General features: G+C 71.4%; 11 protein-coding genes and 1 pseudogene. 3 read left to right on the top strand and 9 right to left on the bottom strand.

What is annotated here, in order from left to right; translation table 11 throughout:
- Window positions 1-381, top strand: a pseudogene (locus Q1N79_RS13260) (TIGR03668 family PPOX class F420-dependent oxidoreductase); the annotation flags it as partial.
- A gap of 27 nt (window positions 382-408) precedes the next feature.
- On the opposite strand, the gene Q1N79_RS13255 reads toward Q1N79_RS13260, so the two are convergent.
- Window positions 409-1,923 (bottom strand): HNH endonuclease signature motif containing protein, encoded by a 1,515-nt coding sequence (locus tag Q1N79_RS13255; protein ID WP_300608870.1) that lies wholly within the window; start codon window positions 1,921-1,923, stop codon window positions 409-411.
- Between the two features lie 205 nt (window positions 1,924-2,128).
- Between Q1N79_RS13255 and Q1N79_RS13250 the strand changes: the two genes are divergently transcribed.
- Entirely contained in the window at window positions 2,129-2,713 is a 585-nt protein-coding gene (locus Q1N79_RS13250; protein ID WP_300608868.1) for a dihydrofolate reductase family protein, read from the top strand.
- A gap of 86 nt (window positions 2,714-2,799) precedes the next feature.
- On the opposite strand, the gene Q1N79_RS13245 is transcribed toward Q1N79_RS13250, so the two are convergent.
- From Q1N79_RS13245 to topA, 8 genes are all read right to left on the bottom strand, one after another.
- Window positions 2,800-3,057, bottom strand: coding sequence for an anti-sigma factor (locus Q1N79_RS13245; protein WP_300608866.1), 258 nt, complete (start codon window positions 3,055-3,057; stop codon window positions 2,800-2,802).
- A complete protein-coding gene (locus Q1N79_RS13240) occupies window positions 3,054-3,653 on the bottom strand; it encodes an RNA polymerase sigma factor (protein ID WP_300608864.1) in 600 nt (199 codons plus the stop codon). The genes Q1N79_RS13245 and Q1N79_RS13240 overlap by 4 nt, the downstream gene beginning before the upstream one ends.
- Before the next feature lie 79 nt (window positions 3,654-3,732).
- On the bottom strand, window positions 3,733-4,881 hold the full coding sequence (locus Q1N79_RS13235) for a hypothetical protein (RefSeq protein ID WP_300608862.1): 1,149 nt from the start codon (window positions 4,879-4,881) through the stop codon (window positions 3,733-3,735).
- Window positions 4,882-4,956: 75 nt separating this feature from the next.
- A complete protein-coding gene (locus Q1N79_RS13230; RefSeq protein WP_300608860.1) occupies window positions 4,957-6,588 on the bottom strand; it encodes an alpha/beta hydrolase in 1,632 nt (543 codons plus the stop codon).
- A 5-nt stretch (window positions 6,589-6,593) separates the two neighbouring features.
- Entirely contained in the window at window positions 6,594-7,427 is an 834-nt protein-coding gene (locus Q1N79_RS13225) for a regulatory iron-sulfur-containing complex subunit RicT (RefSeq protein WP_300608872.1), read from the bottom strand.
- Window positions 7,428-7,498: 71 nt separating this feature from the next.
- Entirely contained in the window at window positions 7,499-8,638 is a 1,140-nt protein-coding gene (locus tag Q1N79_RS13220; protein WP_300608858.1) for a DNA polymerase III subunit delta', read from the bottom strand.
- Complete coding sequence (tmk, locus tag Q1N79_RS13215; protein WP_300608856.1) at window positions 8,635-10,866, bottom strand: dTMP kinase; 2,232 nt, start codon at window positions 10,864-10,866, stop codon at window positions 8,635-8,637. The genes Q1N79_RS13220 and tmk overlap by 4 nt, the downstream gene beginning before the upstream one ends.
- A 57-nt stretch (window positions 10,867-10,923) precedes the next feature.
- Window positions 10,924-13,737 carry a type I DNA topoisomerase gene (gene topA / locus Q1N79_RS13210; RefSeq protein ID WP_300608853.1) on the bottom strand — a complete coding sequence of 938 codons (2,814 nt, stop codon included), beginning with the start codon at window positions 13,735-13,737 and terminating at the stop codon, window positions 10,924-10,926.
- Window positions 13,738-13,993: 256 nt separating this feature from the next.
- On the opposite strand from topA, the gene Q1N79_RS13205 reads away from it, so the two are divergent.
- Window positions 13,994-14,179 carry a DUF5703 family protein gene (locus tag Q1N79_RS13205; RefSeq protein ID WP_300608851.1) on the top strand — a complete coding sequence of 62 codons (186 nt, stop codon included), beginning with the start codon at window positions 13,994-13,996 and terminating at the stop codon, window positions 14,177-14,179.
- The last annotated feature ends 202 nt before the right edge of the window (window positions 14,180-14,381 follow it).

Here is a 14,381-nt window from a genome sequence, read left to right as displayed (position 1 = left end):
GGGGAAGCGCGGGGGCGGCTTGCCGCCGCGCGGGTGGCGCGGCTCGCGACGACTGGGAGTGACGGGCGGCCGCATCTGGTGCCTGTCACGTTCGCGGTCGACGGGGACCTCGTCTACACCGCGGTGGACCACAAGCCGAAGACGACGCCCAACCTGCGGCGGCTGCGCAACATCAGGGAGAACCCGCGGGTGGCGTTGCTCGCCGACCACTACTCCGAAGACTGGGGCACCCTGTGGTGGGTCCGGGTTGACGGGCGGGCGAGCATCATCGAGGACACGGCCGCCATCCGGCATCAGCTGGACATGCTCGCCGAGCGGTACGAGCAGTACCGGCAGGCGCGACCGGCCGGGCCTGTCATCGTGATCGCGGCCGAGCACTGGACCGGGTGGGCTGGTGGATTGGGGCGGTTAGCCCGCCTGGCTGGCCGGCGGTCCGTGGCTGCGCAGGATTTCGCCGTGCGGGGAGATGGCCTCGGTGGTGCCGTCGGCGTGCAGGATCAGTTTCCAGCCCTGCCGGTGCACGCACACCTCATGGTGGTACGCGCACAGCAAGATGCAACCGCGGACACTGGTCTTGCCGCCCTGCGACTTGGGCACGAGGTGGTGGATGTGACATGCCGCAGGGGGCTTGTCGCACCGGCCGGGCCATTGGCAGTGCTTGTCGCGCAGGATGACCGCCTGGCGGATGTGCGGCGGGACGGTGTCGGCATAGCCCACGTCCAGCGGCAGACTTGCCGTGTTGAATGGGGCGCCGAGTTGGCGGGAACGCAGGTACGCGGCCAGCCCGTCCGGGCCGGACATGGCGTCGGCGGCCATCGCCAGCAGCGTACGGCGCAGCCGGGCTTTCGCCTCCGGGGACAGCGGGCCGCGCGGCGGGCACGTGCAGCCGCCGCAGGTGCAGCCGCAAGGTTTGCCGTGCCCGAGGCCGTGCGCGTCGATCCATATGCCGGCCATCGCGTCCACGGCCTGCCAGTCCACCGTCCCGACCACTACCGGGACCAGCTTGGCGTCGCAGGCGGCGGCCTCGGCGCCGATTCCCGTCAGCCAGCCGGGCTGCCCGGCGCGGGCGGCGATCCACGCCTCCTCAAGCGCTGAGTTTCGCAGCGCGGCGAACGGGATCAGCACCTGGGCCATGGTGTCCAGGCCGGCCGACTCCGGGAGCAGCCCGGACTTGATCAGCCGCCGGAGCGCCTCATCGAGGGCGTCGTGCTGGCGCTGCTCGACGGTGCGGAAATCGTCCGCGCCGGCGCGCTTGCCCAGGGCGTCGAAGATGGCCTGCAGCGCCGCCGCGCACCCGGCGGTCAGGTCGCCGCTGACCTTGCCAACGCCGCCGAACGTCCTCCCGAGCCGCAGGAACCGGTCATCGAAGCCGTCTTCGTCTCCGCTGCCATCGCCGTCGTCGTTATCGGGGTGCTGGGCTTTCCATGCCTCGTAGATCGTGCGGGCCAAGACAGACAGGTCTTCGAGCGGGCAGCCGCCCATGGCGGCATCCAGCAGTATCTGGTCGGCGTTCTCGCGCTCGGCGGGCGGCAGCGGATCGGTCCAGCCGGCGATCTCCTTCGCCCACGACTCCGACACCGCCCCGGCCGTCATCGCCGCCGCGATCTGCCCGTGCCGGCCCAGCCGCCTCTCCCAGCCGATCGCGCCGTTGGCCGCGCCCTTGGAAATACCGGTCTTGCCGATCAGCCACTGCCTGGCCGACCCGTGCCCGTCCGGCTCATACCCGCCAGCAGCGGAAAACGCGGCGAGAACCCGCGCGTGCACCGCGGTCAGCCGGGACTGCGCCCCGGTCAGCCCGGCAAGGACCTCGGCCTGCGCCTGGCAGCCCATCGCCGCCCAGTCGGTACCGGACAGGTGATCGAATGCGGCGTTCAGCATCGCCATCGCCGCGGCGGCGTTCGCCGGCTCTGCTGGTGGCTGCATCCCGATCACCTCCCCTACGGGCTCGCTGCTACTCAGATTCTATCATCATCTATACTGATATTCAATTAATAGTACAAGATCTTTTGTTCGATTAATTATTTTCAGGGGCGGCGATAAACCACAGCAATACCATCCGTCATAATCGGCAGCAGCTAGCACAGCATGGAAGCACGACATGGAAGCACGACATGGAAGCGGAGCCGCAATGACCGTCACGGCGGTAGAGTTCATCACCCTCGACGGGGTGATGCAGGCACCGGCCCGGCCCGACGAGGACACCCGCGGCGGCTTCAGCCGCGGCGGGTGGGCGGTGCCGTACGGCGACCAGGTGATGGCCGAGTCGGTGGGCCGGCGGATGGCGGAGGGCGCCAAGGGCGGCGGCGCCCTGCTGTTCGGGCGCCGCACCTACACCGACTTTGCCGCCGTCTGGCCGCCGCGGGCGGGCGATCCCATCGCCGAGCACCTGAACAGCACCCAGAAGTACGTGGCCTCCCGCACCCTGCGCGATCCGCTGCCGTGGCAGAACTCCGTCCTGCTCACCGACGCGGAGGCGCAGGTGGCCGACCTCAGGCGGGAGCAGGACCTGACGATCCTCGGCAGCGGGGCACTGGTGCGGTCGCTGCTGCGGGCCGGCCTGGTCGACCAATTCCTGCTCACCATCCATCCGCTGGTGCTCGGGGAAGGGCGGCGCCTGTTCCCTGAGACCGGCCCGTACGCGGCGCTGACCCTGGTGGACGCCACGTCGACCACGACCGGCGCGATCATCGCGACTTACCGGCCGGCCGGCTGAGCGGCCGGCCGGCTGAGCCGACGCCGACACCCGACGCCGACGGCCAACGGCCAACGGCAGGTCACCGACGGCAGCTCGCCGACGGGCTAGCCCTCGTCGCGCCAGCGGCGGTAGAGGTCCGTGAGATCCGACCGCATCTGCGGGGTGAGGTCCTCGGGCGTCACCCGGCCGGCCAGCCGGATCGTCTCCCTGATCTGGGCGAGGTACTCGGTGCAGTGCGGGCACCCGGCCAGGTGCCTTTCGAAGCGGCGGCGGGCCGGCCCGCGCAGCGCCCCTTCCAGGTACGAGGTGACCAGCTCCACCGCCTGCTGGCAGACCAGGTCACGACGCAAGGCTAGCCTCATCGTGACCCCCTGAAACCGAGCTCGGACTCAAGCACCTGCCGCAGCTTGCCCCGCCCGCGGTGCAGCAGCACCCGCTGGTTCGCCTCGCTGATCGAGAGCACCCCGCAGACTTCGGCGCTGCTCATCCCCTCGACGTCGCGCAGCAGCACGACCTCCCGCTGGCGGGCGGGCAGACCGTCGATCGCCGACCGGAGCAGACCAGTGAGCTTACCTGCCTCGACCCGCTCCTCGGCCTCCTCGATCCAGTGCTCGGGCGGCACGCTCCATGCCCCGTCCGGGCCGAAGCGCGAGGCATCCACCACCGGGCCGGCGTCGGCGACGGGAACGGACCGCTGTTCCCGCATCCCGGTGGTGCGCGCCCGGTTGACGAGGATCGTGAACATCCAGGTCCGCAGCGAGGACCGGCCCTCGAAGCCCGTCAGGCCGCGCAGCACCGCCAGCCACGTGTCCTGGACGACCTCCTCGGCCACCGCGTGGCTGGGCACGAACGCGCCGGCCAGCCGGAGCATGGAACCGTTGTAACGCTCCACGAGAGCGACGAAGCCCTGCTCGTCGCCCGCGCGGAGCCGGCGGAGCAACTCCTCGTCTGAGTCCATCGCTGGCAGCGTATCGCCAACCGGGAGGGCCGGCCGCGCAGCGCGCTGAACAACTCCCCGCAGCCGGCCCCCAGCCAGGTCAGGCGGCCGCGATTCCCTCACCGCCCACGGCGCCCGCCACGGTGACTGAGCCGATCTCGGTGAGCGAACCGCCCGGGCTCACGGCGAACTCGTCCACGATGCCGGCCCCGCCGGTCTGCACGTAGAGGAAGTGCCCGTGCGCCGCGGAGCTCGCGTCCACGGTCCCTGCGCCGGTCGTCGTGTTGCCGAGCGCCGTCAGGCTGCCGCCCGCGCCGGCCGCGTACCCGCTGACCGAGGCGCTGCCGGCGTTCGAGACGTAGAAGTACCGGCCCGCGCGGGCCACCCAGCACGTGGCCGTCTGGCCGGTGTCCGCGATGTGCAGCTGGGTGAGCACGCCGCCGGACAGCGCGAACGTGGCGAGCGCGTCCGGCCCGGCCTCGGCGATCAGCACGTTCCCGTCCCGGTCGTAGCTGATCGCGAACGGGACGGCGCCCGGCTCGGAGTTCACCGCCGGCGAGGCCGAGAGCAGCCCGCCCCAGCCGACGGAGAACACGTCGATGTCGTTGCCGTTCGCCTTGGTGGTGACGATGAGCGCGGAGCCGTCAGGGGTGAACGCGACCTGCCCCGGCGTGTTCGTGTACTGGTTCGGCCCCGTCACAGGCGTCAGGTTGAGGCTCCGGGAAGACCCGGGGATCGGGGACAGCTGGCCGCCGCTCACCCGGTAACCGTAAACGGACCCGCTCCCGAGGGCATTCAGAACGTACACGTAGTCCCCGTGCACGGTCACGCTGACTGGGAACGTGCCGCCCGACCACACGACCTGGCGCAGCGCCAGCCGGTCGCCGGACACGGCGAAGACCGACACGGTGTCGCTGCCCGCGTTCACCGCGTACAGCAGCCCGTGCTGCCTGTCGTAGACGAGCGATCCCTGCGAGGCCAGGTGATCCACCACCGAGCCGTCGAGCACCCCGCCGAGCCCGCCGGTCGGGTACGTCCCGGCCAGCGTCAGGGTCCCGTCGGCCGCGCGGTCGTAGGCGACCACGGCGTTGCCCGCGGTGTTGTCGGTCTGCACGAAGACGGCGCCGCCGCCGGGATAGCCCGGAGAGCCGTGGCGGGCGCTGGTGCTCGCGGACGCCGCCGGCGCGGCGATGGTCGCCGCCACGACGGCCACCGCGGCGACGGGCAGCAGACGACTGAGTACCTTCACGAGTTGCTCCTCCCATGAACCAACAGTTGACTGGAACGCAGCTGCGCCGTTCAGTCCCTGCGGGAGGCGAAAGCGTTACGGGCAGACGGTGCCCGAACGCGGGGTCTTCAGCGAGATCAGGTAGGCGTCGACGATGTCGTCCACGCAGGTGCTGCCCTCCATGTACGACGTGTGCCCCTCGCCGTTCCAGCCGAGCAGCACGCCGGAGGCCAGGTCGCGGGCGAGCCCGACCGCCCACTGGTACGGTGTCGCCGGGTCGTGCAGGTCGCCGACGACGAGGATCGGCCGTGCCCCGGCCGCCCGGGCCGTGAGCACCGACGGCTTGACCGGCCAGTACGCGCACGGCAGCGATCCCCACACGATGGCGGCGCCGAACAGCGGCGCCGCTTTCGCCGCCGCGGCGGCGGCCGCGCGCCACGCCGCCAGGGACCGCGGCCACGGCCGGTCGACGCAGTCGATCGCCGTCTCCGCGTCGGACAGGTTGCTGTAGGTCCCGTTGGGGTTGCGTTCCATCAGGAAGTTCGCCAGCTCGACGAGCACGGTCCCGTCGCCGGAGAACGCCTCGGAAAGCGCGCTGACCAGCAGCGGCCATTCCGCCCGCAGGTACAGGGCGGCGGCGACGCCGGTGAGCAGCATGGCGCCGTCGGCCGGCTGGCCGTCGCCGAGCAGGTTGGTCAGCGGGTGCTGACTGGCCGCGGCGAGCAGGCCCGCCACCCTGGCGACATCCGCCGCGAAGACGGGCGCGGGGTGGTCCGCGCTTGCCTGCCCGAACGGGCACCCCGACTGCGTCACGCACCACGCCGCGAACTGGCCGAACGCGGACTCGAACCCCTGCGCCTGCGCCACGTCGAGCTGCAGGCCGGTCAGCGCGGGATTGACGGCGCCGTCGAGCACCAGGGCCCGCACCCGGGTCGGGAACTGTTGCGCATAAGAGGCGCCGAGGACCGTTCCGTATGACTTGCCCAGGTATGTGAGGGCGGGTTCGCCTAGTGCGGCGCGCAGCACATCCATGTCCCTGGCCGCGTTGACGGTGCCGACGTACGGCAGCAGCGCGGCGGCGTTGCGGGCGCACTGGGCGGCGTACAGCCTGCTCTCGGCGACGACGGCGGCGAGCTGCGCCGCGTTGGCCGGGTCGTCGTTGGTCGCGAAGTACGTGTCGAGCTGCGGGCCGCTCATGCAGTGCACGGCGGGCTCGCTGCCGCCGACGCCGCGCGGGTCGAAGCCGACGATGTCGAAGCGGTCGAGGATGGCCTGGGTGAACTCGCCGCTGCGGGCGCCCAGCGCGTAGTCGACGCCAGAACCGCCAGGGCCGCCGGGATTGATCACGAGCGCCCCGATCCGCAGCGCGGGGTCGGCGGCGGGCAGCTCCACCACCGGGAGCGAGAACCGGCGCCAGGCCGGGCGGGCGTAGTCGAACGGGACGAGCAGCCGGGCGCACTTGAAGTAGGTGTCGCACGGCACCCACTCCAGCCGCTGCGCGTAGTACTGCGCCAGCGTCGTGGGCGGCGCGGCTGTCGCCGACGGGGCCGCCGCGCTCGGGGTGGCCGGGGTGCCTGCAGTCGCCGAAGCCGTGGCCGCGGGCTTGGCGGCCGCCCCGCCCGCCGTGCAGCCGGTCGCCAACGCGGCCACGAGCGCGAGCGGCGCGGTCAGCCCGGCGATCGATTTGTTCCCGGTTCGTGTCGTTCTGGCAGCAGAAAACCGGAACATTTCGATCAGGCCGGTAACTTCCGGACTCCATACATCGAGTCGTAGGCCTTGCGGGAGCCGCAGACGCTCGCCCGGGAGCAGGCGCAGGTGCGCCCGTCGGCGGTCAGCTTGACGACCACGGAGTCCGCCGGCACGTTGTGCCCCACGACGGTGCCCGGCCCTTCCGGCGTGTGCACATGCGCGCCGGTGCGCGGCGCTTCCTTCTTGAAGTCCTGGTAGAGCGGGTGCTCATACTTCAGGCAGCACATTAGCCGCCCGCAGGCGCCCGCGATGCGCAGCGGGTTCACCGGCAGGTCCTGGTCTTTCGCCATCCGGACCGACACCGGCTCGAAGTCCTTGAGGAACGTCGCGCAGCACAGGTCACGGCCGCAGGGGCCGATGCCGCCCTGCAGCCGCGCCTCGTCGCGTGGCCCGATCTGCCGCAGCTCCACCCGCGCCCGCAGCCGGGCGGCGAGATCGCGGACAAGCGCGCGGAAGTCGACCCGGTGCGGCGCGCTGAAGTAGACGGTGAACACGTTGCCCGACGGCACGTAATCGACCGCGGTGACCTTCATCGGCAGTTCGTGCTCGCGGATGAGGCGCCGTGCGGCCAGCCGGCCCTCGGCGCGGCGGCGCCGGTTCTCCTCGTCCCTGGCGAGGTCTGCCGGGGCGGCCAGGCCGGCGCAGACCGGCAGGCCGTCGATGTCCTCGGATACCCACTGCGGCGCCCAGACGCATTCGGCAACCTCTGGGCCGGTATCGGTGGGCACGAGCACCTTGTCGCCGATCTTCGGCTGGTAGTCACCCGGGTCGAGGTAATAGAGCCGTCCGTACCGCTCGAAGCTCACCGCCATCATCATGCCCACCGATTCAGGGTAAGCGGTGGACCGCCGGCTGCGTTAGTGGCAGTCGGCGAACATTGGCGCGGAACCTAGCCGCGGAAGAGGGAGATCGCCATCTCCTCGACCGCGAGCAGCGGGGCGACGTTGAGCGTGAGCCGCTCCCGGCAGCGCATGACCGCCTCGATGCGGCGCAGCGTCGACTCCGGGCTGCCCGAACTCGCCAGCCGGCGCAGGTCGTCCGCGTGGTCGGCGTTGGCCAGCTCCACGCCGGCGCCGAGCTGGACCATGAGCACGTCGCGATAGAAGGCGGCCAGGTCGAGCAGCGCGCCGTCCAGGGTGTCCCGCTTGACGCGGGTGGCGCGCGACTTCTGCCGGTCCTCCAGGTCCTTCAGCGCGCCGGCCATGCCGCGCATCGCCTTGGCTATCCCCTTGCCTGTCGATCCCTCGCCGAACGCCTGCCGCACCGCGTCCTTCTCCGGCTCGTCGAGCTGCTCGGTCACCGACTTCGCCTCGTCTTCCGCGGTCCGCACGAGGGCGGCGGCCGCCGCGAGGGCAGGGCCGAGCGAGGTCGCCTGCACGGGCACGGCCAGCACGGCGGCACGGCGCGCGGCAGCGGCCGGGTCGGTGGCCAGCCGCCGCGCCCGGCCGATGTGGCCCTGCGCCGCCCGGGCGGCCTGCAGCGCGCTGGCAGGCTCCACCCCGTCGCGTTCGGTCAGCACCGCGGCCACCGCCGCGGACGGCGGGACCCGCAGGGAGATCAGCCGGCACCGGGACCGGATCGTGGTGACCAGGTCCTCCGCGCTTGGCGCGCAGAGCAGCCACACGGTCCGCGGCGCGGGTTCCTCGATGGCCTTGAGCAGCGCGTTGGCGGCCTGTTCGGTGCACCGGTCCGCGTCCTCGAAGAGCACGACGAGCCAGCGCCCGCCGGACGGCGCGCCCGCCGCGCGCAGCACCAGGTCCCTGGTCTGCCGCACGCCGTAGGACAGCCCCTCCGGGCGGACGAGCAGCAGGTCGGCGTGCGTTCCCGCGCGGACCTGGCGGCAGCTCGGGCACTCGCCGCAGCCGCCATCAGGGCACAGCAGCGCGGCGGCGAACGCCCGGGCGGCGACGGACCGGCCCGAGCCGGGCGGCCCGGTGAACAGCCACGCGTGCGTCATCGCACCGCCGATCCCCTGCTGCAGCTGGGCGACCACCCGGTCCTGCCCGGCCAGCTCGTCGAAGACGCTCACCAGCGGTCCGTGAAGCGGTCGGTCGTGTGGTCAGGCACCGGGTCGGTGATCGAGATCGTGACGTTGTTCGGGAGGTGGTCGGTGATCGCGGGGAACGAGCCGGTGTTCGCCTCGGCCACGTGCGGCACCGGATCGGGCAGGATCTCCCTGATGCGGTCCTTGACCTCCCGGCTGATCTCCTCCACCGGGCGGGTGGCGTCCACGACGAGGTAGCGGGACGGTTCCGCGCGGGCCAGCGCCAGGAACCCGGCCCGCACCCGCCGGTGGAACTCCGGCGGCTCGGCCTCGAGCCGGTCCGCCGACCGGGTGCGCCGGCCCAGGCCGGCCTCGGGCGGCATGTCGAGCAGGATCGTCAGGTCCGGCATCCGGCCGCCGGTGGCCCAGCTGTTCAGCCGCGCGATCTCGGGAGTGCGCAGCCCGCGGCCGGCCCCCTGGTAGGCGAGCGAGGAGTCGATGTAGCGGTCGGTGATCACGACGGCGCCGCGGGCGAGCGCAGGCTCGATGACCGAGGCCACGTGCTCGGCCCGGTCCGCCGCGTACATCAGCGCCTCCGCGTACGCCGACATGCCCGCGTGGGCGGTGTCGAGCAGCAGGGCGCGCAGCCGCATCCCGACCTTCGTCGCGCCGGGCTCGTGGGTGGTCACCACGTCATAGCCCTGCTCGCGCAGCCAGATCGCGATCAGCCGGGCCTGCGTGGTCTTGCCCGCGCCCTCGCCGCCCTCGAAGGCGAGGAACAGCCCGTGCTGCACCACCGGCGCGTGGCCGTTGACGCCGGCCGCCTCAGGCACCGCCTTGAACCCCTCGCCGCGGACCGCGGCGAGCAGGTCCTCGCGCAGCGGCACGCCCTTGCGGTCGTCCATCCGGCGGTAGGAGCTGATGCCGACGAGCGCGGTGAGCGCCGCCGCCAGCAGGACCACCAGGTTCTGCCCCGCCGAGGCGTAGGTGACGTGCGCGATGCGCACGTCGGCCGATCCGGTGATGGCCTTGATCGCCGCGGTGAACCCAGCGGCAAGGAACGGGACGATCGCGATGACCATGAGCAGGATCACCTGGATCGTGGACTGGAAGAACGCGAACACCCGGCCGCGGGTGTCGTCGTCGACCTCGAGCCCGACGATCGTGAAGCCGGTCGGGTAGGCGATCCCGGACAGCACGCCGAGCAGGATGACGGCGAACACCACGAAGATCAGGTTGGGCACCAGGCCGATCAGCGCGAGCGGCACCGCCGCCGCGGTCAGCGTCACGCCGAACAGCCGCCGGCGGCTGAAGTCACCGAGCAGCCGGGTGCCGAACGCCATGCCGACCGCCATCCCGACGAAGATCGCGGCGAAGACCAGGCCCCAGCCCGCGCTGCCGCCGTGCAGGGTCTCTGTGATGTAGGAGTAGCCGAGCCCGACCACGACGCCGGCCGCGGAGAACGCGCCGAGCATCCCGATGACCAGCCCGCTGACCACGGGCGTCTTGCCGATGAACCGCCAGCCTTCCCAGATGGCCCTGGCGGTGGACGGCACGGAGATCTTCCCGCTGCGCTGCCTGTTGCCGATCTGGCGCAGGAAGTACACGGTGAGCGCGGAGACGAAGTAGCTCGCCGCGTTGAAGTACAGCGCCAGGTCCACGTTGTTGGTGTGGAACAGCGGCGTCACCCGGCTCAGCCCCTCGCTGACCAGGGCCAGCACGCTGAACAGGCCGGCCGCCAGCGGCGCGGTGCCCCACGTGGTCAGCTGGGTGAGCTGGTTGGCCCGCTCCAGCTTGTCCTTCGGCACCAGGTTGGGCATGGTGGCCGCGCAGGCCGGATTCCAGAACTGCGAGGCCACCCCGGCTAGGAACTTCGCGATGTAGATCCAGGTCAGGTTGGGGAACAGCGGGATCGACACGAACAGCAGGCCGCGGATCACGTCGCCCGTGATCATCGTCACCCGCCGGTCGAGCCGGTCGGCGAGCGCGCCGGCGATCGGGCCGAGCAGCAGCGCGGGCAGCAGGGTCACCACCCAGACACCGCCGACGGCCGAGCTCTTGGCGACGGCGCCGCCGCTGGTGAGCCCCGGTGCCAGGGCGATCAGCGCGACGATGCTCAGCCAGTCGCCCAGGCTTGACAGCGACAACGCGATCCACAGCGCACGGAACGGCCTGATAGACAGCACACCGTCCCCGGGGCGGGTCAGCCTGGGCTGACGGCCCGGCGGCCCGGCGCCCGGGCTGGCACTGCGGGGCGTTGCGCGGAAGTTCACGGCGTAAGGCTATCGAGATAAAGCCGCATGCCTGGTCAGGGCTGCGCGATCGTAATTTTACTTGCCTTGCGTTTCATTCTTTTTTCGTGTGGCCGGCGCTTTCTTCGCCGGCGTCCTCTTGGCGGCGGCTTTGGGGGCGGCTTTGGGGGCGGCGGCCTTCGGCGCGGCGCGGCGGTCGGCGAGCAGTTCGGCCGCGCGCGCCGCGGTCAGCGTCGTCACCTCGTCGCCCTTGCGCAGCGAGGCGTTGATCTCGCCGTCGGTCACGTAGGGGCCGAACCGGCCGTCCTTGACCAGCATCGGCTTGCCGGTCGCCGGGTCCTCGCCGAGTTCGCGCAGCGGCGGCGCGGCGGCGCGCGCCCCCCGCCCGCGGGTCTTCGGCTGCGCGAGCAGGTCCTTGGCCTCGGCGAGCGTGACCGTGAACATCTCCTCTTCGCTTGGCAGCGACCGGCTCTCCGCCCCGTGCTTGACGTACGGGCCGTAGCGGCCGTTCTGCACGGTGACCGGCTCGCCGTCGAGCTCGCCGAGCTCACGCGGCAGGCTGAGCAGCCGCAGCGCGTCGTCAAGCGTCACGGTCTCCAGCGTCATGGACTTCAGCAGCGACGCCGTCCGCGGCTTGTCCGGCGAGTCGTCAGGGAGCTGTTCGGTCACGTAGGGGCCGAACCGGCCGGCCTTCGCCACCAGCACATGGTCAGTGACGGGGTCGGTGCCGAGTCGCACCTGTTCGTTCGGCTGACTGAAAAGCTCTTCCGCCTTCTGCGGAGTCAGCTCATCGGGAGCCATGTCCTGCGGCACGTTGGCGCGCTGGCCGTCCCGCTCAAGGTACGGGCCGTACCTGCCGACCCGGACGACGATGTCGGTGCCGGCCAGCGGGAACGAGCTCACGTCGCGCGCGTCGATGTCCCCGATGTTGCTGACAAGCGCCTTCAAGCCGCGGCGATTTTTTTCCTCGGAACGATCCCGGGCGCCTGCCGGGGCTCCGTTGCTCCCGTCGCCGAAGTAGAACCGGCGCAGCCACGGGACGCGCTCGGCCTCGCCGCGGGCGATCTCGTCAAGCGCGTCCTCCATCCGGGCGGTGAACTCGTAGTCGACAAGCTGCCCGAAGTGCCGTTCAAGGAGCGTGACGACCGCGAACGCGAGGAAGCTCGGCACCAGGGCCGTGCCCTTCTTGAACACGTAGCCGCGGTCGAGGATCGTGCCGATGATCGAGGCGTAGGTGCTTGGGCGGCCGATCTCCCTGTCCTCGAGCTCCTTCACCAGGCTCGCTTCTGTGTAGCGGGCAGGCGGCCTGGTGGCGTGCTCGGCCGCGTGCAGGTCAAGGACGGTGAGCGGGTCGTGCTCCGCCAGCTGCGGCAGGCGGCGCTCCTGGTCGTCCCTGTCCCCGTTGGCCTCGTCGGTGGACTCGACGTAGGCCTTCAGGAACCCGAAGAAGTTGATGACCTTGCCCGAGGCGGCGAACTCCGCCCGCTCGTTGTCCGTGCTGGTCCCGGCGACCTTGACCGACACCGACTCGCCGGTGGCGTCCTTCATCTGGCAGGCGACCGTGCGCTTCCAGACGAGGTCGTACAGGCGCAGCTCGTCGCCCTTCAGGCCGGACCGCTGCGCCTCCTGCGGCGTGCGGAACCGGTCGCCGGCCGGGCGGATCGCCTCGTGCGCCTCCTGGGCGTTCTTCACCTTGCTCGCGTACGTGCGGGGCGCGTCCGGCACGTACTCCGCGCCGTACAGCTCACGGGCCTGGTGCCGCGCGGCCGCGATCGCCGTCTGCGACAGCGTGATCGAGTCGGTGCGCATATAGGTGATGTAGCCGTTCTCGTACAGCCGCTGCGCCACGCTCATCGTGTACTTGGCGGAGAAGCCCAGCTTGCGCGAGGCCTCCTGCTGCAGCGTGGTCGTCCGGAACGGCGGGTACGGCGAGCGCCGGTACGGCTTGCGCTCGACGCCGCTGACCGTGAAGTCCGCGTTCTGCAGCCGGCCCGCGAGGGCCGCGGCCGCCGGGCCGTCAAGGAGCAGGAGCTGGGTGTGCGCGTCACTGGCGCGCAGCTCGCCCTGGGGCGTGAAGTCGCGGCCCGTGGCGACCCGCCTGCCGTCGACGCTCTGCAGCGTCGCGGTGAAGCTCGTCGGGCTGTCAGGGAGCCGCTGCCTGCCGTGTTCCGCGGTGGCGAACTCGGCCTCCAGGTCCCAGTAGCCCGCCGAGCGGAACGCGATCCGCTCCCGCTCGCGATCCACGATCAGCCGGGTGGCGACGGACTGCACCCGGCCCGCGGAAAGCCTGGGCATGACCTTCTTCCACAGCACAGGCGAGACCTCGTACCCGTACAGCCGGTCGAGCACCCGCCGCGTCTGGTAGGCGTCGACCTTGCCGTGGTTGAGCTCGGTCGGGTTGGCCACCGCACGCGCGATCGCCTCGGGCGTGATCTCGTGGAAGACCATCCGCCGGGCGGGGACCTTCGGCTTCAGCTCCTCGAGCAAGTGCCAGGCGATGGCCTCGCCCTCGCGGTCCTCGTCGGTGGCGAGCAGGAGTTCGTCGGCGTCCTTGAGCAGCGTCTTGAGCTTGGACACCTGCTGCTTCTTGTCGCTGGGCACGACGTACAGCGCGGCGAAGTCGTTGTCGACATCGACCCCGAGCCGGGCCCAGGGCTCGGCACGGTATTTCTGCGGTATTTCTGCCGCTTTGTCGGGCATGTCGCGGATGTGGCCGATGCTGGACTCGACCACGTATCCACGGCCGAGATAGCCGGCGATCGTCCGCGCCTTCGCCGGCGACTCCACGATCACCAGCCTGGTGCCGTGCCCATTCCGGGCAGCACCGTTCCCGGTGCCCGTTCCGTTGTCCGAGGCCGCAGCCTTGGACGCGGCCTTCTTTCTCGCTGGCACGCTCTATCCAACCTCACATCCGCGCCATGGCCAGTCCCGCCCGTGTCGCCCGTGTCGCCCGTCTCGCCCGGCGGCAGCCCGCCGCGTGTCCCGCGCGACGCTCGCCGCAAGTACCATACGCGGCGCGGCCACGAAATGCCCGTCCCCGCCGTCATCCTTGCAACCCTTGATACCGCCCAGACTGTTCCCGGTCCCTGCCGGGCGGTTGCCAGGGACCGGCTTGCACAGCCCGTTCGCTGGAGCACAATAAGAGGCAATGGCCGAGTATGACTACCTCGTCTTGTACTTGCCGCGCGGAACGTCACGAGACGCCGCGCGGCGCATACTCGCGGACCATGCGGAGTACGGGTCCTGGGAACTGGCCAGGCTCCGGCTCTACGCCGACGGCAGCAGGAAGGCTACCCTCCGCCGCCGCATAATACGCGCCGTACGGACATTCTGACGAGAGCGGCGCGCCGGCGCCGGGGGTGCCGGCGCGGCGCGCCGCTGTGCGCGCGTGCCCGGGAACGTGCTTAGCGGCCTCATCGGCACGGGGCGGCGCGCCGTCCAGATGTCGGCAGGCGTCGTCGGTAAGCGCCCTGGTTCGCTGCTAGCCGGGGTCCCGCACGCGCATCCGCCGCGGGCTCGCGGCCGCGTGCCGCCCG

Source organism: Trebonia sp., from assembly GCF_030042015.1.
Lineage (GTDB): Bacteria > Actinomycetota > Actinomycetes > Streptosporangiales > Streptosporangiaceae > Trebonia.
The sequence above is the reverse complement of the archived record's forward strand: the minus strand, read 5'-3'. Positions and strand labels throughout refer to the sequence as shown.

What these genes read in the sequence shown, in the direction of transcription:
- Q1N79_RS13250 (WP_300608868.1), top strand. Translation starts at nt 2,129, where the DNA reads ATGACCGTCACGGCGGTAGAGTTCATCACCCTCGACGGGGTGATGCAG.
- Q1N79_RS13225 (WP_300608872.1), bottom strand. Translation starts at nt 7,427, where the DNA reads ATGATGATGGCGGTGAGCTTCGAGCGGTACGGACGGCTCTATTACCTC.
- Q1N79_RS13230 (WP_300608860.1), bottom strand. Translation starts at nt 6,588, where the DNA reads ATGTTCCGGTTTTCTGCTGCCAGAACGACACGAACCGGGAACAAATCG.
- Q1N79_RS13255 (WP_300608870.1), bottom strand. Translation starts at nt 1,923, where the DNA reads ATGCAGCCACCAGCAGAGCCGGCGAACGCCGCCGCGGCGATGGCGATG.
- Q1N79_RS13240 (WP_300608864.1), bottom strand. Translation starts at nt 3,653, where the DNA reads ATGGACTCAGACGAGGAGTTGCTCCGCCGGCTCCGCGCGGGCGACGAG.
- Q1N79_RS13205 (WP_300608851.1), top strand. Translation starts at nt 13,994, where the DNA reads ATGGCCGAGTATGACTACCTCGTCTTGTACTTGCCGCGCGGAACGTCA.
- Q1N79_RS13245 (WP_300608866.1), bottom strand. Translation starts at nt 3,057, where the DNA reads ATGAGGCTAGCCTTGCGTCGTGACCTGGTCTGCCAGCAGGCGGTGGAG.